We start from the raw sequence: 18,724 nt of genomic DNA, 5'->3' as shown, positions 1-18,724 counted from the left end.
TTTTTTAAATTTTTTAAATGCGGCGTTATGCCATCGGATTCGGAGCAAATCAAAGTTTTTTCGCCAGCGCCTCCGCCTCGACGTCGACAGTCGTTCGATTGCGCAGCCGCAGACGGTGCTCGCGATGGATGATGTAGAGGCCGCTGGCGACGATGATGGCGGCACCCACCAGCGTCCAGCGGTCGGGGAACTGGTGGAAGATGATCCAGCCGGACAGGATCATCCAGACCATCTGCGAATAGGGATACGGGGCGAGCGCCGTGGTGGTCGCCAGGCGGTAGGCCTGCACCAGCATCCAGTGGCCGCCGGCGCCGAACACGCCCAGCATCACCAGAATGAACCAGTGCCAGCCATCCTGCGGCAGCGCGTGCGAGAACGGCAGCGTCGGCAAAAGCAGCATGGCCGGCGCCAGCGCCGAAAACAGGATCAGGCTTTCGGAGCTTTCGCTGGCCGACATGCGTCGCGTCATGATGACGTAAAAAGAGTTCGACAGCATCGAGCCGAGCGCGAAGAGATGGCCGACGCCGAAAACGCCAACGCCGGGCCTTGTGATGACGAGCACGCCGACAAAGCCCGACAGGATCGCCAGCCAGCGCCGCCACCCCGCCCATTCGCCAAGCAGCGGTCCGGCAAGCCCGGTAATCACCATCGGGCCGAAGAAATAGATCGAGGTGGTTTCGGCCAGTTGCAGGGTTTTGAGCGCCATGACGTTGCACATGGTCGAGCCGAACAGCAGGCCGCCGCGCAGGATATGGGCCGACAGATTGTTGGCGCGGAACCGCGACGGCTCGCGCCAGCCGCGCAGAAAGACGCCGACAAGCAGGACATGGACGGTGAAGCGCGCCCAGGCCACGATCAACGCCGAGACGCCGGCCAGCACCAGATATTTGCTCGACGTGTCGAGGAAGGTGAAAAACACATAGGTCGAAAGCATGAACAGCATCGCCGCGGGCGGCGTTGCGCTTTCGTCTGATTTTGCGGGAACGTTCACTATCAGGCCGGCTGGGGAGGATCGACACTCAACCTTTGCGGCAATCCCCTGCGCCCGGCAAGCCAAAAGCGACTGGCACAACAGGCACGGCGCACAGGCTCAGCGCACTGCGCCTCAACTGCCTACGAATTAGGCATGCATGCGGGCGCCCTTGGTGATCTTGTCGACAAGTTTCTTGTCGGCGCGCAACGCCGTGCCGACGATCTTGGCGTCATCGGGAGCGAATTCGGCGAAGACGGCGCGGTTGGCCGCATCGAAGCCGGTGGCGAACATCTCCTCGACATAGGCTGAAGTCATCACGCCGCGCTCCAGTGCCCGGTGATGGATCATATTGAGCGTCGGGCCATCCGCCGACAGCACGATGACCGGCTGGATCGACAGCGGATTAAAGACATTGCCGGCGCGGTCGCGATAGGGTTCGCCGATGATGTCGGGAAATTGCGCGACGATGCCGCTGGTCAGGAACGCGGTGACGTTGAGCTTCTGCCAGCCCGCGAGATCGTCCCTCAGCACGATTGCAAATTTTGTATCGAACACCAAAATGAGGACTCCGGAAGTTGGCCCGCAAAGGGCAGGATAGGCGATGGCGCAGGATCTAAACGGTGAGGCGGCACAAGGTCTTGAACGTTCGTGCGCGGACGAGGACCGGATCGTCTCGGCGCCCAGCAGCACCGGCATCGAGCGCATCGAGGCGCATTTCCATGGCAATGCCTTCGACCTGCACCGCCACGATACGCTTGCCGTCGGCGTGACGCTTTCCGGTGTGCAGCGCTTCCACTACCGGGGCGCCGTGAACCACAGCCTGCCCGGCCAGGTGATCGTGCTGCATCCCGACGAAATGCACGATGGCGGCGCCGGCACCGAGGACGGCTTGCGCTACCGGATCCTCTATCTGGAGCCGTCGCTACTGCTCGACTGCCTCGACGGCGCGCCGATGCCCTTCGTCAGGGATGCGGTGGTGAGCGATGCCGCCTTGCGCGGCACGTTGCTATCGGCTTTGGCGCCGCTCGACGAAGAACTGGACGGGCTTTTCGTCGCCGATTTCGTTGCGGAGCTGGCGCAGCATCTCAGGCGTCATGCCGGACAGTCGGCAAAGCCGATGGGAAAGACGGCCTGGCGCGCCGCGGCACTGGCGCGCGACTATCTCGAGGAGAATGCCGAGCGGCCCGTCCGTTCCGACGAGCTGGAGGCTGTCACCGGGCTCGACCGCTATGCGCTGTCACGCCATTTCCGCGCGACCTATTCCACCAGCCCGCATCGTTTCCTGCTGATGCGCCGGCTGCAAAAGGCAAGGCGGATGATCGTGGTCGGGGAACCGCTGGCCGAGATCGCCGCTGCCGCCGGCTTCAGCGATCAGAGCCATTTCAACAGACATTTCAAGAAAGCATTCGGCCTGACGCCCGGCCGCTGGTCGGCGCTGGTGCGCGGCCCTTCGGCGGGGGCCTAATGCATGTCGCCCAGAAGTGTGCTGCGGTTCTGGGACAACGACATGCATCAAAACAAAGACTTAAAGCGCGTCGCTTGAATCCGTTTCAGCGCGACGCGCTTTAGGTCAGGAAGATCAATCGTCGATATCGCCGTCGTCGTCGACGAGCACCAGTTCCTCGTTCGACAGATTGGCTTCGATGCGGGCGAGCAGCTTGAACAGCGTCTTCTGTTCTTTCTTGTCGAGGCCCTTCAACGCCTGCTTTTCCGTCTTCTTCACCGATTTCTCGATGGCGTTGATGATTTCGCGGCCGGTGTCGGTGAGGAAGATATGCGCCTGGCGGGCATCCGCAGAAGAGGCGCGCTTTTCCAGAAAACCCTGCGCCTGCAAGCGGTTGATGGTCTTGGTGATGGTAGGTGGGCGCACGCCGAGGCGGCCGGCGAGGTTGCCCGGCGTCTGGCCGTCCTCGCGGTCGAGCGTCAGCATGATCTGGTCCTGGCCGGCATAAAAGCCATGCGCCAAAAGCCGTGCCGCCAGCGCGGTCCTTGCCAGCCTTGCCGCCGAATGCAGCCGGCTCATCGTTGCAGTCTTGTCCGCCTTGGCCATGGTGATCCCTCTTCGGCCGTACCGGTGCGTGCAGCATAGACGCAGCCGGCCGGTTGGCAATCGACGATCAAAAAGATTCCGGCTTTCGAAACAGCTTTGCCGGCAAGCATTTGTGGTGCCCACCGTGGTGATGCCAGATGTTTATTTCAGTTAGATGACAAACGAGTTTCCGCCAAGGCGATTGCAGTGGTTTGAGATGGCGCGGTCCGCACAGGGTCAACGAAGAGGCGTTTCCGGCGACACGTTGGATGGCCGGCATCGCTAACACACGGCCTGCTCAGGCGATGTGTCGGTCCACCCGCCCGCTGGTCACCCCTTGGGTCAAACGCCTGGGCAGTTTGCCTCGTGCAAAAGGCCGGCACACATCCTATATCAGGCCAACAATCCCTTCGTGCGGCCCGGAATTTCGCGGCCCAGTCATTCGAGGCAAGACATGAGCGATGCACAGACGACGCAGATCCCCGTGACCGTTCTCACCGGCTATCTCGGCGCCGGCAAGACGACCCTGCTCAACCGCATCCTGTCGGAAAACCACGGCAAGCGTTACGCTGTCATCGTCAATGAATTCGGCGAGATCGGCATCGACAACGAGTTGATCGTGGAATCGGACGAGGAAATCTACGAAATGAACAATGGGTGCGTCTGCTGCACGGTGCGCGGCGACCTGATCCGCGTCGTCGAAGGCCTGATGCGCCGCCCCGGCCGTTTCGACGCCATCGTCGTCGAGACCACCGGGCTCGCCGACCCGGTTCCGGTGGCGCAGACCTTCTTCATGGACGACGACGTCCGCTCCAAGACCAAGCTCGACGCCGTCGTGGCGCTGGTCGATGCCAAGCACCTGCCGCTCAGGCTGAAGGACTCCAGGGAAGCCGAGGACCAGATCGCCTTCGCCGACGTCGTCGTGCTCAACAAGACCGACCTGGTCACGCCGGAAGAACTGGCCAAGGTCGAAGCGACCATCCGCGCCATCAACCCGGCGGCCAGGATCCACCGCACCACGCGCGCCGGAGTGGCGCTGTCCGAGGTGCTCGACCGCGGCGCCTTCGACCTGTCGCGCGCGCTGGAAAACGACCCGCATTTCCTCGAAGCCCACGATCATGATCACCATGACCACGACCACGACCATGATCATCACGACCATGACGGGCACGAACATCACCACGATCACGCGCACCCCTCGGACATCCATGACGTGACGGTGCAGTCGGTGTCGCTGCGCGGTGGCGAGATGGACCCGAAGAAATTCTTCCCGTGGATCGAGAAGATCACCCAGATGGAAGGGCCCAACATTCTGCGGCTGAAAGGCATCATCGCGCTCAAGGGCGACGACGAGCGCTATGTCATCCAGGGCGTGCACATGATCATCGAAGGCGACCACCAGCGCGCCTGGAAGGACGGCGAGAAACACGAGAGCCGGCTGGTGTTCATCGGCAGGGAACTCGACGCCGAGCGGCTGAAGAAGAGCTTCGACGCCTGCCAGGCTGCTTGATTTCCGAACTTTATGGCGCTAGCGCTGCCCGCTCTTCCTTCTCCCCTTGTGGGAGAAGGTGGCCTCGCGAAGCGAGGTCGGATGAGGGGTGTTCCAGCTTGGCAAGGACGGCAATCCGTCCAACACCCCTCATCCGTCTCGGCGCTGCGCGCCGATCCACCTTCTCCCACAAGGGGAGAAGGTTGGCGCCACCTGGCCGCGCTGGCGGCTTCCCGGGGATGGCGACAAATTCATTGGAATGGATGTGATGCCCACAGTTGCCCCGCTTGATCTCGATGGCCATTGCCTTGCCGCCGTCTTCCTCGACAACGTGCCGCATTTTGTGCTGGCCGATGGCGCCGTTCACCGGCTCGACAATGGCCACAAGACAATTCAGGCCAATGATGGGTTGCTTTCGACCTTTCACGACGCAGCCAATGACCGGCTGATCACGGGCGGCGAGGACGGCAAGGTGTTTGCCGTGAAAGCTGGCGGCCAGATCAACGAACTCGCCAGCGCTGGCAAGAAATGGATCACCAGCGTCGCCGCCGGGCCGCAAGGCGCCATCGCCTATGCCACGGGCAAGACCGCCTTCGTGCGCTTTGCCGATGGCAAGACCAAGGAGTTCGCCCATCCGCGATCGGTCGAGGGGCTGGCTTTCTCGCCCAAGGGCATGCGCTTCGGCGTTGCCCGCTACAATGGCGCGACGCTGCATTTCCCGGCCGCCGAGGGCAAGCCGGTGGAGCTCGAATGGGCCGGCGCCCATACCGGCATCACCTTTTCGCCGGACGGCGCCTTCCTGATCACCACCATGCAGGAAAACGCGCTGCATGGCTGGAAGCTTGCCGACGGCAAGCACATGCGTATGACCGGCTATCCCGGCAAGGTCAAAAGCCTGTCGTGGAGCGTGAAGGGCAAGTGGCTGGCGAGTTCCGGCGCGCCGGCGGCGATCGTCTGGCCGTTTTCCGGCAAGGACGGCCCGATGGGCAAGGCGCCGCTGGAACTCGGCACCCGCGGCAACGCCATGGTGACCGCTGTTGCCTGCCATCCGAGCCAGGACGTCGTCGCTGTCGGCTACGACGACGGTATGGTGATGGCGGTGCGCTTTGCCGACGCCAAGGAAGTGCTGTTGCGCCGGCCGGGCAAGGGCGCGATCACGTCCCTGATGTGGGACAAGGAAGAGCGTCGGATCGCCTTCGGCAGCGCCGCCGGCGATTGCGGCGTCATCGATATCTCCGCCTGACCTACTCCGCTCCGCAGGACACCTTGCCGGTCAATTCCTTCGGCTTGCCGTCCTGTTCCGTGTCGGCGGCACTGTCGTAGACGGCAAGCGTATACTGGCCGTCATAGACGCCTTCGTCGCTGGTCATGGTCAGGATCGTCAGTTCGACCGAGTTGAATTTATCTCCGAGCTGATGCTCGTGGTAAATGTTCAGCCGCAATTCCTTGTCGTCCAGCCAGTACTGCGTCAGGTTGGAATCCTCGAACACGGTCTTGCGCAGGCTGTCGCCGTCGGGACGGCCGAGAATTTCGAGATCGCCACGAAAGTTGAAGGTCGGACCGCCCATGCCCCGGGTGACGCCGGCTTCGACCTCGAATTTTGCCGCCTTGTCATCGGCGGAACACCAGATGCCACCGCTCGCAAAGGCCGCGCCAGCCGACAAAAGCAACATCGCCGAACAGATGATCGCTCGCATTTTCTCCCCCAGAACCAAATGCCTAAGCGTATTGGCACCGGGCTTGGCCTCAAGGTCAAGCGCCAGCCCAATGCCCGCTGAACCAATACAGGGCAGCCCGGCGGCCAATTGCGGTTTGAGATGGCGATTGGCTAGAGTGCTGGCCGAGAGGGGATTTTCATGCATTCAACCGACCATTCAGGCCCATCGATCGGCGGCATCAGCCGTGACCGCGTCGCTGCATTGCGGGAGAGCGAGGCCGAGGCTTTTCGCAAGGCGCGGCCGAAATCGGCGGCCAAGGTGGGTAACGGCCTGCCCGGCTTCTTCGGCGGCGTGCCGATGCACTGGATGAACGACTGGCCGACGCCGTTCCCGATCCTGGTCGACAGCGCCAGAGGCGCCACCATCACCGACATTGACGGTATCAGGCTCGACGATTTCTGCCTCGGCGACACCGGCTCGATGTTCGGCCATTCGCCGCCGCCGGTGGCGCGTGCCATCCGCCGCCAGGCCGGGCGCGGGCTGACCTACATGCTGCCTTCGGAGGATGCGCTGGCCATCGGGCCGCTGCTGCAAGAGCGTTTCGGCCTGCCATTCTGGCAGATCGCCACCACCGCCACCGACGCCAACCGCTTCGCGCTGCGGGTTGCCCGCGCAATCACCGGTCGCGAAAAGATCCTGGTTTTCAACGGCTGCTATCACGGCTCGGTCGACGAGACGATGGTGCGGCTGGTCGACGGCAAAGCTGTAAACCGGCCGGGACTGGCGGGCGAATTCCGCGACCTGACCAGGACCGCGAAGGTTATCGAATTCAACGATGTCGCCGCGCTGGAAGCGGCGCTCAAGGACAAGGACGTGGCCTGCGTCATCGCCGAGCCGGTGCTGACCAATTCCTGCATGGTGCTGCCCGATCGCGGTTTTCACGATGCGCTGCGCAAACTGACACGCGCGGCCGGCACGCTGCTTTTGATCGACGAGACCCACACCATCTCCACCGGTCCCGGCGGCTACACCAGGAAATTCGGGCTGCAACCCGACCTGTTCGTGCTAGGCAAGCCGATCGCCGGTGGCGTGCCGGCGAGTGTGTGGGGGATGAGCGACGAGGTCGCCACCCGCTACGCCGATTACAACAGGACCAAGCAGCCCGGCTATTCCGGCATGGGCACGACGTTGTCGGCCAATCCTTTGCAGTTTGCGGCGATGCGCTCGACGCTGGAAGAAGTGATGACGCAGGGGAATTATGACCGGATGGACCGCTTGGCATTGCGGCTCGACGCCGGCCTGACCGGGGTCATCGACCGCTACAATCTGCCCTGGCATGTCGCCCGCGTCGGCGCTCGCGTCGAGTTCATCTGCGCGCCTGACCCGCTCAAAGACGGCGCCGAGGCCGAGGCAGCGCATGCGCCGGAGCTCGAAGCGGCTGTTCATGTCGCGCTGGTCAACCAGGGCGTGCTGATCGCGCCCTTCCACAACATGATGCTGATCTCGCCGGCCACCACCGGCGCCCAGGTCAACCGGCTGATCACCGCCTTCGCCACAGTTGCGGCAAGGCTGACGGCATGAGACAAGCGACTGAACGGGCGGCTAACGAACGGCCTGCCAAGCAAACCTTGAGTAGAGTAATCATGACTTCACCTTCGGGCTCGACGCCCGCCGAGGCGCAAGCCTTTCTCGACGCCCATCCTGAAATCGAGGCTTTTGACATCGTCTTGACCGACGCCAATGGCGTCGGCCGCGGCAAGATCGTGCGCCGGCATGAGCTGAAAAGCATTTATGAGGGCGGCCGCCACATGCCGATCTCGATCCTGGGCCTCGACATCACCGGCGAGGATGTACACGAGACCGGGCTGATCTGGACGACCGGCGACGGCGACCTCAGGGCCTGGCCGATCCCCGGCACGCTGGTGCCGCTCTACGGCACGAGCCCGCCGCGCGGCCAGTTGCTTATGGCGATGTACCATCTGGACGGACAGCCGATGTCGTCGGACCCGCGGCTGGCGCTTGCCAGGCAGGTCGACATATTGGCCGCCAAGGGCCTCTATCCCGCCGGCGCCTTCGAGCTCGAATTTTTCCTGCTTGCCAATGAGCGCGACGCCGACGGCAAGGTGAAGCCGGCCGACGCCGTGCTCGACGGTCGCCGCTCGGCCAAGACCGAGGTCTATTCGGTCGACCATCTGCACGGCATGGAGCCGCTGTTTTCCGACATCTACGCCGCGGCCAAGGCGCAAGGCATTCCGGCCGAGACGGTGATTTCCGAATATGCGCCCGGCCAGTACGAACTGACGCTGAACTACCGCAAGGATGTGATGCGGGCGGCCGATGACCTGGTCATGCTGAAGCGGCTGGTGCGGGCGCAGGCGCGCCGGCACGGCGTCACCGCCTGCTTCATGGCCAAGCCGATCGAAAAATACGCCGGCTCCGGCATGCATTTCCATGTCTCGCTGCAGGACAAGGTAGGCCGAAACGTGTTTGCCGAGGCCGGTGGCGAGAGCTGGTCGCTGCCGCTGCTGCAGGGGCTCGGCGGCCTGATCCAGACGATGGCCGAATCTATGCTGGTGTTTGCGCCGCACGCCAATTCCTGGCGGCGCTTCGTCTCGCAATCCTATGCGCCAGTGGCGCCAACCTGGGGCGTCAACAACCGTTCGGTGGCGCTGCGCGTGCCGGCGGGCGATGCGAAGAACCGGCGCATCGAACATCGGCCGTCGGGCGTCGACGCCAATCCCTACCTGATCGCGGCGACGGTACTGGCCGGCATCATCAAGGGACTGGACGAAGGCCTCGACCCTGGTCCGGAGACCACTGGCAATGGCTATGAAGCCGCCGTCACGCGCACGACCATGCCGGTCGACTGGCGCGCCGCGATCGAGGCGGCGCGGGCCTCGAGCTTCCTGAAAGAGGCGCTGGGCGAGGATCTCCACCGCACGTTCGTGGCGATCAAGCAGTCCGAATATCTGCGCGTCGCCCGCACCGTCAGCGAACTGGACTACCACCTCTATCTGCACGAGGTGTGACGGCAGCAGGAACCATCGTCGGCCTTATCCATTTCAATCTCGAATGGACGAGGCACGATCATGGCGACCACAGGCCTTCCACGTGAAGCAAAAATGCCCGCCAGACACATTTCCGTGCGGCGCGTCGAACCGGTGCTGGACGAAGACAGTGCCTCCATCGCGAGGCCGCGAAGGGCTGCCGCCGCTGCCCGCTGTGGCGCGACGCGACACAGACCGTATTCGGCGAAGGACCTGAGAACGCCAAGGTGGTCTTCGTCGGCGAACAGCCCGGTGATCAGGAAGACCTCGCCGGCAAACCATTCGTCGGTCCGGCAGGCAAGGTTTTCGATACCATCCTCGACGATGCCGGTGTCGACCGCCAAAAGGTCTATGTCACCAACGCGGTCAAACACTTCAAGTTCGAACCTCGCGGCAAACGCCGCATCCACTCCAAGCCGAATGCCGGCGAGGTGCAGGCATGTCGCTGGTGGCTCGACCAGGAGTTCGAACTGATCAAGCCGCACCTTGCCGTCGCGCTTGGTGCAACGGCGGCATTGTCGCTGCTGGGCAAGACGACACCGGTGATGAAGATGCGCGGCCAGGTGATGGAGCGCGAGGACGGCCTGCGTGTGTTCATCACCATCCACCCCTCGTTCATCCTGCGCATCCGCGAGCCTGCGGACAAGGAGGCTGAGAGGAAACGGTTTTTGAAGGATATGACACAGGTGAAGCGACTTATGGCGGCTTGATCGGATCGACGGTCAGCGCTGCCCCTCATTGTCCTGCCGGACATTTCTCCCCGTATAGTAACGGGGAGAAAGACGCTGTCTTCGGCTCTTTTCTAATCGCGCAGGAAGGGCAACGCCACGTGGTCAGCTGCCTTCTCCCCGTCGCTATACGGGGAGAAGGTGCCGGCAGGCGGATGAGGGGCAGCGCGAACGTTGCGTTAACGGCACTGCCCGCGCCCTAACGAATGAGGATCGCTCTCAGATCATTCACATTTGTGCCCGTAGGCCCCGGCACGAACAGATCTCCGACGGCATTGAAGGCAGTCCAGGCATTGTTGCCGACCAGCATCGCCTTGGCGTCCACACTGGCCGCTCGCATACGCGATACCGTCGAACCATCGGCGAAGGCGCCGGCATTGTCTTCGGAGCCGTCGATGCCATCCGTGTCGGCGGCCAGTGCATGGATATTGTCCGCACCGCTGATGCCGATGGCGAAGGCGAGCAGGAATTCGGAGTTGCGGCCGCCCTTGCCCTTGGCGCGCAAAGTGACCGTTGTCTCGCCGCCCGACAGGATCAGCACTGGCTTCTGGAATGGCCGGTTGCGCGTCGCCACCTCGCGCGCAATGGCGGCATGCACGCCACCCACCTCACGCGCTTCGCCCTCGATGGAATCGGAGAGAATGACGGCCTCGATGCCTTGCCGTTTTGCCTCTGCGGCTGCTGCTTCCAACGAAACGCCGGCCGAGGCGATCAGATGCACTTCATTGCGTGAAAAGCGCTCATCCCCGGGACTAGGCGCATCGGCGGCCGGCGAATTGATGTGCGCCATGACGGCATCCGGCAGTTTCATGCCATAGGCCGCGATCGAGGCCAGCGCATCGGCGCGGCTGCCGGTGTCGGGCACGGTCGGGCCGGAAGCGACCAGCGCCGGATTGTCGCCCGGAATGTCCGAGACGACCAGCGACACGACCTTGGCCGGATACGCAGCCGCCGCCAGCCTGCCGCCCTTGATGGTCGAAACATGCTTGCGGATGGTGTTCATGGCCGCAATCGGCGCGCCGGAAGCAAGCAGCGCCTCGTTGACGGCGATCTCATCGGCCAACGTCAGCCCGGCGGCCGGCGACGGCAGCAGCGCCGAGCCGCCGCCCGATATCAGCGCCACCACGAGATCGTCGGCGGTCAGCCCTTGCACCTTTTCCAGCAAACGACGCGAGGCTTCGAGCCCTGCGGCGTCCGGCACCGGATGCGCCGCCTCGATGATCTCGATGCGCTCGCATTTGGCGCCGTAGCCGTAGCGGGTGGCGACCAGCCCTTCGATCGGACCGTCCCAGACCTTCTCGAACGCCGCCGCCATCTGCGCCGAGCCTTTGCCGGCGCCGATGACAATGGTGCGGCCCTTGGGCCTAGCCGGCAGATGATCCCTGATTGTCCGCTCCGGATCGGCGGCGGCAACGGCGGCATTGAAGATCGAAATGAGGAAGGATTTCGGATCGAGCATAGTCATTCCGCAGCCAGCGCCAGCTTGCGCTTGTCGACGCCGAGATGATCGCACAGCGCATCGACGACGACGCCATGGTCCTGGCGCTCCGGCAGGCCCGACACAGCAATGACGCCGATGACGCCGGCGCCCTTGACCGCTATGGGAAAACCGCCTCCGGCCAGCACATAGTCGGCAATATCCAGGGCCTCGCCGATCTTGAAGGTGCGGTCCGGCCGCTGCTGCTCCAGCACCATGCGGTAGGTGCTTTTGAGGTAGCGCTTCACCACATTGATCTTGCGCCGCGCCCAGTCGGGGTTGGAGGCGTTCGAGCCCGGCATCGCGGCATAGAACAGCGGCCGGTCCCACAGCCTGATGTCGACGATGATCGGCAAATTGTCAGCCAGAGCCCGCTTGCGGATCGCGACGCCGATCTTGAAGGCCACTGCCTCGTCGAAGGCCGGGAAGACCAGCGTCTCTTCCTGTTTCTGGATCAGAGCGATATCGTCCGCAGCGGCCATTTTCTTTCTCCGAAATCGTCACACGTCGTGTGTACGACAAGGATTGCCGGGTTAGGTCCCGTTGCCAAGGCCCCCTCATCCGGCCGCTTCGCGGCCACCTTCTCCCCGATGGGGAGAAGAGACTGACGCCAGCGTCGGCAATCCGGGTGAGGGGGTCTTACCCCGCGATCATGTCGCTCTTGGCCGGCCTTCCCGCAACATAAACCTCACGCACCGCGCGATCGTCACCCAGCGTCTGCAGCAGGAACAGTTCTTCGGCCAGCGTCTCCACCGTCTCCATCCTGAGCCGCATCGCCGGCGTGGCGCGGGCGTCGAGCACGGTGATGTCGGCGTCGGTACCTTCATCCAGCGTGCCGACCTTCTCCGCCACCGACAGCGCCTCGGCATTGCCGCGCGTGATCTGCCAGAAGGACTGGAGCGGGTTCAGCTTCTCGCCATTCAGCGCGATCACCTTGTAGCCCTCGTCCATGGTGCGCAGCATCGAGTAATTGGTACCGCCGCCGACGTCCGTCGCAGCTGCGATGCGCAACGGCTTCTGACGACGACGAAAGCGCTGGTAGTCGAACAGGCCTGAGCCGAGAAACAGGTTCGAGGTCGGGCAAAACACCGCCACCGAACCACTGTCCGACAGCGCATCCGCCTCGCGTTCGCTGAGATGGATGCAGTGGCCGAACAGGCTCTTTTTGCCCAACAGCCCATACTGCTCATAGACATCGGTATAGTCGCGCGCCTGCGGATAGAGTTTTTGCGTGAAAGCGATCTCGGCATGGTTTTCCGACAGATGCGTCTGCATATGCAGGTCGGGATGCTCACGGCAAAGCGCGCCCGACATCTCCAGCTGTTTAGGCGAGGAGGTGATGGCGAAGCGCGGAGTGATCGCATAGAGCTGCCGCCCCTTGCCGTGCCATTCCGCAATCAGCGCCTTGCTGTCATCATAGCCGGATTGCGGCGTATCGAGCACGCCTGCCGGCGCGTTGCGGTCCATCATCACCTTGCCGGCGATGTTGAGCATGTTGCGATCATGCGATTCGGCGAAAAAGGCTTCGGCGGACGCCTTGTGCACCGAACAATAGGCGGCGACCGTCGTCGTGCCGTGGCGCACCATCTCGTCGAGGAACAGCCGCGCAATGCGGCGACCGTGCTGGGCGTTGGCGAATTTGGTCTCTTCGGGAAAAGTGTAGGTGTTCAGCCAGTCGAGCAGTTCGGCGCCATAGGAAGCGATGACCTGCATCTGCGGAAAATGTACATGCGCGTCGATGAAGCCTGGCAGCAGCAGATGCGGCCGGTGGTCGATTTTCTTTACGCCTTCGCCCGCCTGTTTCTCGACCTGCGCATAGGCGCCGGCAGCAATGATCCGGCCGTCGCTAATCAGCAGGCCGCCATCCTCCTCGTAACGCCAGGCGGCATGGTCATCGATGCTTTCAGGCCAGCGCAAAAAGCTCAGCGTGCGGCCGCGCAGAATTCTAGGGGTCATGCTTTATTTCCCTGCGCCTTCGAACCAGGCGACCAGCAGCGCCCGTTCCTTGTCGCTGATCTGGGTGACGTTGGCGGGCGGCATGGCATGGCTGCGCCCAGCCTGCAAATAGATCTCGCGGGCATGTTCGGCAATGCCGGCGTCGGTGTCGAGCATCACGCCTTTCGGCGCGTGGTAGATGCCCTCATAGACCGGCTCGGCGGCATGGCACATCGAGCAGCGGCCAAGCACGGTGTCGCGCACGGCCGGGAAATGCGCTGATGCAATATAGACCTCGGCCGCGGCGGACGCCTTGGGTTCGCCGGTCAGTATTTTCGGCGCCGTCGATAGCCAGATGATGATCATGAACAGCACGGCGGCCGCCATCCAGGTCCAGTGCGGATTGCCGGCACGCATGTGCACGGTGTTGAAATAGTGCCGGATCAAGACACCGATGATGAACACCAGCGAGGCGATGACCCAGTTGAACTGCGTCGCGAACGCCAGCGGATAGTGGTTCGACAGCATCAGGAACAGCACGGGCAGCGTCAGGTAATTGTTGTGCAGTGAGCGCTGCTTGGCGATCTTGCCGTATTTCGGATCGGGCTTGCGGCCGGCGATCAGGTCGGCAACGACGATCTTCTGGTTTGGAATGATGACCATAAAGACGTTGGCCGACATGATCGTGGCGGTGATGGCGCCGAGATGCAGGAAAGCGGCGCGGCCGGTGAACAGATGCGTCAGCCCCCAGGCAATGAACACCAGCACGCCATAGAGCACCAGCATCAGCCCGGTGTCGCTTTTGCCGAGCGGCGAACGGCAGAGCAGGTCGTAGACCACCCAGCCAACGCCGATGGTGGCCATCGACAAAAGGATGCCGACGGGCACCGACATGGGCAGCACGTTGGGATCGATCAGGAACAGGTCGGCGCCGGCATAGTAGACCACGCACAGCATGGCGAAGCCTGACAGCCAGGTGGCGTAGGATTCCCATTTGAACCAGGTCAGGTGCTCGGGCATTTCGGCCGGCGCCACCAGATACTTCTGGATGTGGTAGAAGCCGCCGCCATGCACCTGCCATTCCTCGCCGAAGGCGCCGACCGGCATGCCGGGGCGCTGGCGCAGGCCGAGATCGAGGGCGACGAAATAGAAGGACGAGCCGATCCAGGCAATGCCGGTGACGACGTGCAGCCAGCGCACGGCGAAACTCAGCCAGTCCCAGAAAATCGCGAAATCCATCATGTGAAATCGTCCCTGCCGTTCGGTTGACTTTACGGTGTGGTACGCAAACGAAAAGAGGCGAGGTGTACGATGACTTTCAAAAAAAAATGGAAAATACTAGGGTTACCCTACGCAGCCACATAAAGAGCCACGAACCCGCATGGCCTATCTCGACAACATCGCCGTCTTCGTCCGCGTCGTCGAGCTGGGCAATCTGTCGGCGGCAGGCCGCGACATGCGCATTTCGCCGGCGGTCGCCTCCAACCGCATCAAGGAGCTGGAAAAGCACCTCGGGGTCAGGCTGTTCAACCGCACGACCAGGCAGTTGATGCCGACGGAGCACGGCAATGTGTTCTATTCCGGCGCCAAGCAGGTGCTGGAAGCGATCACGGAAGCCGAGGCTGCCGTCTCGGCGCTGTCCGGCCAGCCGCGCGGCACCATCCGGGTCACGGCGCCGCTCGGCCTAGGCCGGCGGCTGGTGGCGTCAGGCATTCCGGATTTCCACGACAAATACCCCGATATCGAGGTGCGGCTGAGGCTCTCGGATCACAACATCGATATCATGAAGGAAGGCATCGACGTCGCCTTCAAGCTCGGCATCATCGAGGATTCCAGTTTGAGAATGCGCGGTATCATGGAATGCGAGCGGGTGTTGGTCGCGGCGCCGAAATATCTGGAAGCGCGCGGCGAACCGATGGAGCCGCAAGAGCTGATCGGCAAGAAGCACGACTGCCTTATGCTGCGCTATTCCGGGGCGCGCGAACATGTCTGGACGCTGCAGACGCCGTCCGGTCCGCAGAAATTCGAGGTGCACGGCCCCTACGACACCGACGATGGCGATGTGTTGACCGGCTGGGCTCTGTCGGGGCGCGGCATCATCAACAAGCCGCGCTTCGAGGTCGAACCCTTCATCCGCGACCGGCGGCTGCAGGTGATCCTGGCCAGCACACCGCCGACCCCGGTGCAGTTCGCCGCCGTCTATCCGCACAAGAAGCTGCAGGACCCCAAGGTGCGGCTGCTGCTCGACTTCATGGCCGAGCGCTGCCAGCGGCTGATTAAGGACCTTCTGGCCGGCAAATAGGGGGCTGGCCGGCAAATAGCCTGGCCGGAAAGTGATGGGCCGTTGGCCCAGTCGCAAGGGTTGCCTTAAACGCAAGCGACTTTAGGTTTGCATACTCCGCCTCGATGGCCCCGCGCCGACTGACGAGCAAACCACAATGCATCTCGCCGTTTCGCTCAACATTGCTTCCGGGCAACCGCTCGCCTTCAGCGATCTCGCCGATTTTGCCAAGCATGCGGAAGCGGCCGAGCTGGACATGCTCGTCCTCGAGGACTCCACGCCGGGCAGCGGCGGGTCGAGCCCTTTCGAAGCGACGACCTTACTCGCCGCGCTGGCGACGGTGACGAGCCGGATCGGCCTCGTCGCCGCTGCTTCGACGGTCACCCACCAGCCCTACAATCTGGCGCGCCGTTTTGCTTCGCTCGACATCATCAGCCATGGCCGCGCCGGCTGGCACGCGACCATGGCGCAGGCGCCGCGCGAAGCCGCCAATTTCAGCCGGCCGGATGGGTTTTCCGATAACGATTTCCGGCGTCGTACGGAAGAATATATCGGCATCGTCCAAGGCCTATGGCACGGCTGGGACGCGGATGCGCTGCTGTTCGACAAGGTCGGCGGCCGTTTCCACGACCCCGACAAGATGCATCTGCTCGACCACAAGGGCGAGTTCTTCTCGGTGCGCGGACCGCTGAATGTCGCGCGCTCGCCGCAGGATACGCCAGTGCTGGTGCTGTCAGATGTGTCGGAGGCCGATCTTGATCTTGCCTCCCGCACCGCCGATGTCGTCTTGCTAGACGAGGCTGAAGACACCAAGGCGCGCTACGACGACCTCAAGCGCCGCGTCGCCGCATGCGGGCGCGATCCTCATGCAGTGAAGGCGCTTGTGAACGTCAGCGCCAATGGACCGGATATCAGTCCCGATAGGTTGGAAGAGCTGTTCCGCTCGAAAAGCTGCGACGGGTTCAACATCGTAATGCCACCCTCGGCGCTGGACGATTTCGTCGGCCGCGTGCTGCCGGACCTGCATCAGCGCGGCCTTGTCCACCCGGACTATCCCGGAACGACGCTACGCTCGCACCTCGGACTTGCCGGAGGCGACCGATGACTCGTCAGATGAAACTCGGCGCCTTCCTGTGGGCGACGGGCCACCACATCGCCGCTTGGCGCCACCCCAAGGCGCATGTGACCGCCGGCATCGACATCGACCATTACATCCGGCTGGTGCGCACGGCGGAAGCGGCGAAGTTCGATATGATCTTCTGCGAGGACGCCGCCGGCCTGCGCGAAACCAATGTCGGCATCGCCAGCCAGACCTCGCGTTCGATCGGCTTCGAGCCGATCAGCCTGCTGTCGGCGCTCGCCGTTCAGACCAGCCGCATCGGCCTCGTCTCGACGGCGTCGACCAGCTACAACGAGCCTTACGGCCTGGCGCGCACCTTCCTGTCGCTCGATCACTTAAGCGGCGGTCGCGCCGGCTGGAATCTGGTGACATCGGCCAGCCCGATCGAAGCCGCCAATTTCGGCGCGACGGGCCTCAAACCCCACGCCGACCGCTATGAGCGGGCGCGCGAATTCGCCGAGGTCGTCACTGGACTTTGGCAAGGCGCCGGCTTTCAAGGCTATGACGGTCAGAGTTTTTCGGTGCGCGATCCGCTCGACCTGCCACGCTCGCCGCAGGGTGCGCCGGTGATGGTGCAGGCAGGCGCCTCGGATGTCGGCCGGGACCTTGCCGCCCGCACCGCCGACGTGGTGTTCACGGCGGCGCAGACCATCGAGGAGGCGAAAGCCTTCTATGACGATCTCAAGGGCCGCATGGCGGCCTATGGCCGCGAGCCCGATGACATCAAGATCATGCCCGGCGTCGCGCCCGTGGTTGCGGAAACCGAGGCCGAAGCGCGCGAAAAACATGAGGAATTGCAGGCGTTGATCCCCGACGATGTCGGCGTGGCGCTGCTTTCCAGCTATCTCAGCATCTCGGACCTTTGGCGCTATCCGGTCGACGGACCCATGCCGGAGTTGCCGGAGACAGAGGGCATGAAAAGCCGGCAGGCGCTGGTGGTCGAACAGTCCCGCCGGGATGGCCTTTCCATCCGCCAACTTGCCCGTCACTTCGCAGGCGCCCGCGGCCATTGGCGCATTGTCGGTACAGCCGCCCAGGTCGCGGACGAGTTGCAAGCGCGGTTCGAAGGCGGCGGCGCCGACGGATTCAATGTCATGCCGTCCTATTTTCCCGGCGAACTCGATGCCTTTTGCGAACTCGTGGTGCCGGAACTGCAGCGGCGTGGCCTGTTCCGCCAGGATTATGAGGGCAGTACGCTACGCGAGCATCTGGGCCTGAAGCGGCCGGCGTAGCTGTGACGAAAAGTTAGCCGGCTATTTCCTTGTCTCGTTGGACCGGATGGTCGATATTTGACGTCGCGTTGTGAACGACCAGCGCCGTCATGATCTCGGCCGCCGCCAGCGCTGCGATCACCGGTGGGCGCTTGTCCTTGACCCCGTCGCCGCCGATCGGCGAGACGAGGCGGGCGAACTCAGCCTCCGTGCCCTCCGCCGATTTCAGAAACCAGTGCTTGAATGTCGCCTTCTTGGTCTTCGAGCCGATCATGCCGACATAGGCCGCGTCGTCGCGCTTGAGCGCCTCGGCGACGATGAGGAAATCCAGCGCGTGGTCGTGGGTGAGGATGGCGAAGGCGGCGCCGGCAGGCGCTTTGCGTATCTCGGCCTCCGGCATCGGCGTCAGTCGCGTCTCGACGGTTTCTGGCATGCCTTCCAGCGCTTCGGCTCGGGTTTCGATGACGACGGCGTGCACGGGCAAAAGCGCCAGCGACGCAGCCAGCGCCTGGCCGACATGGCCGCCGCCGAAGACATAGACATGCGGCAAATGAGCCTCCTCGGCTTCCGCCGCTGCAACCAGTTCTTGCGCCAGCGTCGCATCGACGAGCCTGATCAGCACTTCGACGCGCCCGCCGCAGCACTGGCCGATCTCCGGCCCGAGCGGCACATCGAGCGTGGCGCAGATTTCATCGACCTCGATGCGAGTTCCCCTCCCCCTCGAGGGGAGGGTGGCGGCGAAGCCGCCGGGTGGGGTCGTCGCGGCAGTGGGGGTC

General features: G+C 63.4%; 18 protein-coding genes. 9 read left to right on the top strand and 9 right to left on the bottom strand.

Annotated features, from left to right (window positions below; translation table 11 throughout):
* Window positions 1–49: 49 nt before the first annotated feature.
* Together FJV77_RS16630 and FJV77_RS16625 are read right to left on the bottom strand one after the other, a co-directional pair.
* The gene (locus FJV77_RS16630; RefSeq protein ID WP_185970350.1) at window positions 50–934 is read right to left on the bottom strand and encodes a DMT family transporter; all 885 of its coding nucleotides are present in this window, start codon (window positions 932–934) and stop codon (window positions 50–52) included.
* A gap of 186 nt (window positions 935–1,120) precedes the next feature.
* On the bottom strand, window positions 1,121–1,528 hold the full coding sequence (locus tag FJV77_RS16625) for a DUF2000 family protein (protein ID WP_142867869.1): 408 nt from the start codon (window positions 1,526–1,528) through the stop codon (window positions 1,121–1,123).
* A gap of 46 nt (window positions 1,529–1,574) precedes the next feature.
* Between FJV77_RS16625 and FJV77_RS16620 the strand changes: the two genes are divergently transcribed.
* Window positions 1,575–2,438: an AraC family transcriptional regulator gene (locus tag FJV77_RS16620; protein WP_142867868.1), complete on the top strand. Its 864-nt coding sequence runs from the start codon at window positions 1,575–1,577 to the stop codon at window positions 2,436–2,438.
* A 114-nt stretch (window positions 2,439–2,552) separates the two neighbouring features.
* Here FJV77_RS16620 and FJV77_RS16615 read toward each other — a convergent pair whose 3' ends face one another.
* Window positions 2,553–3,023 (bottom strand): MarR family winged helix-turn-helix transcriptional regulator, encoded by a 471-nt coding sequence (locus tag FJV77_RS16615; RefSeq protein WP_142867867.1) that lies wholly within the window; start codon window positions 3,021–3,023, stop codon window positions 2,553–2,555.
* A gap of 433 nt (window positions 3,024–3,456) precedes the next feature.
* Between FJV77_RS16615 and FJV77_RS16610 the strand changes: the two genes are divergently transcribed.
* On the top strand, window positions 3,457–4,512 hold the full coding sequence (locus FJV77_RS16610; protein WP_142867866.1) for a GTP-binding protein: 1,056 nt from the start codon (window positions 3,457–3,459) through the stop codon (window positions 4,510–4,512).
* A 247-nt stretch (window positions 4,513–4,759) separates the two neighbouring features.
* A complete protein-coding gene (locus tag FJV77_RS16600; RefSeq protein WP_142867864.1) occupies window positions 4,760–5,734 on the top strand; it encodes a WD40 repeat domain-containing protein in 975 nt (324 codons plus the stop codon).
* A gap of 1 nt (window position 5,735) precedes the next feature.
* On the opposite strand, the gene FJV77_RS16595 is transcribed toward FJV77_RS16600, so the two are convergent.
* Window positions 5,736–6,188 (bottom strand): hypothetical protein, encoded by a 453-nt coding sequence (locus FJV77_RS16595; RefSeq protein ID WP_142867863.1) that lies wholly within the window; start codon window positions 6,186–6,188, stop codon window positions 5,736–5,738.
* Between the two features lie 159 nt (window positions 6,189–6,347).
* On the opposite strand from FJV77_RS16595, the gene FJV77_RS16590 reads away from it, so the two are divergent.
* From FJV77_RS16590 to FJV77_RS16580, 3 genes are all read left to right on the top strand, one after another.
* The gene (locus tag FJV77_RS16590) at window positions 6,348–7,730 is read left to right on the top strand and encodes an aspartate aminotransferase family protein (protein ID WP_142867862.1); all 1,383 of its coding nucleotides are present in this window, start codon (window positions 6,348–6,350) and stop codon (window positions 7,728–7,730) included.
* 62 nt (window positions 7,731–7,792) lie between these two features.
* A complete protein-coding gene (locus FJV77_RS16585) occupies window positions 7,793–9,178 on the top strand; it encodes a glutamine synthetase family protein (RefSeq protein WP_142867861.1) in 1,386 nt (461 codons plus the stop codon).
* Window positions 9,179–9,369: 191 nt separating this feature from the next.
* Window positions 9,370–9,906 carry a UdgX family uracil-DNA binding protein gene (locus tag FJV77_RS16580; RefSeq protein ID WP_246691292.1) on the top strand — a complete coding sequence of 179 codons (537 nt, stop codon included), beginning with the start codon at window positions 9,370–9,372 and terminating at the stop codon, window positions 9,904–9,906.
* A gap of 217 nt (window positions 9,907–10,123) precedes the next feature.
* On the opposite strand, the gene FJV77_RS16575 is transcribed toward FJV77_RS16580, so the two are convergent.
* The 4 genes from FJV77_RS16575 to FJV77_RS16560 form a co-directional block, all read right to left on the bottom strand.
* Window positions 10,124–11,389, bottom strand: coding sequence for a glycerate kinase (locus FJV77_RS16575; RefSeq protein ID WP_142867860.1), 1,266 nt, complete (start codon window positions 11,387–11,389; stop codon window positions 10,124–10,126).
* On the bottom strand, window positions 11,386–11,883 hold the full coding sequence (locus FJV77_RS16570) for a heme-degrading domain-containing protein (protein ID WP_142867859.1): 498 nt from the start codon (window positions 11,881–11,883) through the stop codon (window positions 11,386–11,388). The genes FJV77_RS16575 and FJV77_RS16570 overlap by 4 nt, the downstream gene beginning before the upstream one ends.
* A 157-nt stretch (window positions 11,884–12,040) precedes the next feature.
* Window positions 12,041–13,357: a guanine deaminase gene (gene guaD / locus FJV77_RS16565; RefSeq protein WP_142867858.1), complete on the bottom strand. Its 1,317-nt coding sequence runs from the start codon at window positions 13,355–13,357 to the stop codon at window positions 12,041–12,043.
* Between the two features lie 3 nt (window positions 13,358–13,360).
* On the bottom strand, window positions 13,361–14,578 hold the full coding sequence (locus FJV77_RS16560; RefSeq protein ID WP_142867857.1) for a urate hydroxylase PuuD: 1,218 nt from the start codon (window positions 14,576–14,578) through the stop codon (window positions 13,361–13,363).
* A gap of 139 nt (window positions 14,579–14,717) precedes the next feature.
* Here FJV77_RS16560 and FJV77_RS16555 point away from each other — a divergent pair, with 139 nt between their 5' ends.
* The 3 genes from FJV77_RS16555 to FJV77_RS16545 all read left to right on the top strand — a co-directional run bounded on the left by FJV77_RS16555 (window position 14,718) and on the right by FJV77_RS16545 (window position 17,969).
* A complete protein-coding gene (locus FJV77_RS16555; protein ID WP_142867856.1) occupies window positions 14,718–15,638 on the top strand; it encodes a LysR family transcriptional regulator in 921 nt (306 codons plus the stop codon).
* Between the two features lie 136 nt (window positions 15,639–15,774).
* Window positions 15,775–16,722 (top strand): LLM class flavin-dependent oxidoreductase, encoded by a 948-nt coding sequence (locus FJV77_RS16550; RefSeq protein WP_142867855.1) that lies wholly within the window; start codon window positions 15,775–15,777, stop codon window positions 16,720–16,722.
* Window positions 16,719–17,969, top strand: coding sequence for an LLM class flavin-dependent oxidoreductase (locus tag FJV77_RS16545; protein ID WP_142867854.1), 1,251 nt, complete (start codon window positions 16,719–16,721; stop codon window positions 17,967–17,969). The genes FJV77_RS16550 and FJV77_RS16545 overlap by 4 nt, the downstream gene beginning before the upstream one ends.
* A gap of 13 nt (window positions 17,970–17,982) precedes the next feature.
* On the opposite strand, the gene xdhC is transcribed toward FJV77_RS16545, so the two are convergent.
* A partial coding sequence (gene xdhC / locus FJV77_RS16540) for a xanthine dehydrogenase accessory protein XdhC (protein WP_246691286.1) occupies window positions 17,983–18,724 on the bottom strand: 742 nt, incomplete at its 5' end.

Origin of the sequence: Mesorhizobium sp. WSM4306, from assembly GCF_007003975.1 — a bacterium.
Classification (GTDB): Bacteria; Pseudomonadota; Alphaproteobacteria; order Rhizobiales; family Rhizobiaceae; genus Mesorhizobium.
The sequence above is the reverse complement of the archived record's forward strand: the minus strand, read 5'-3'. Positions and strand labels throughout refer to the sequence as shown.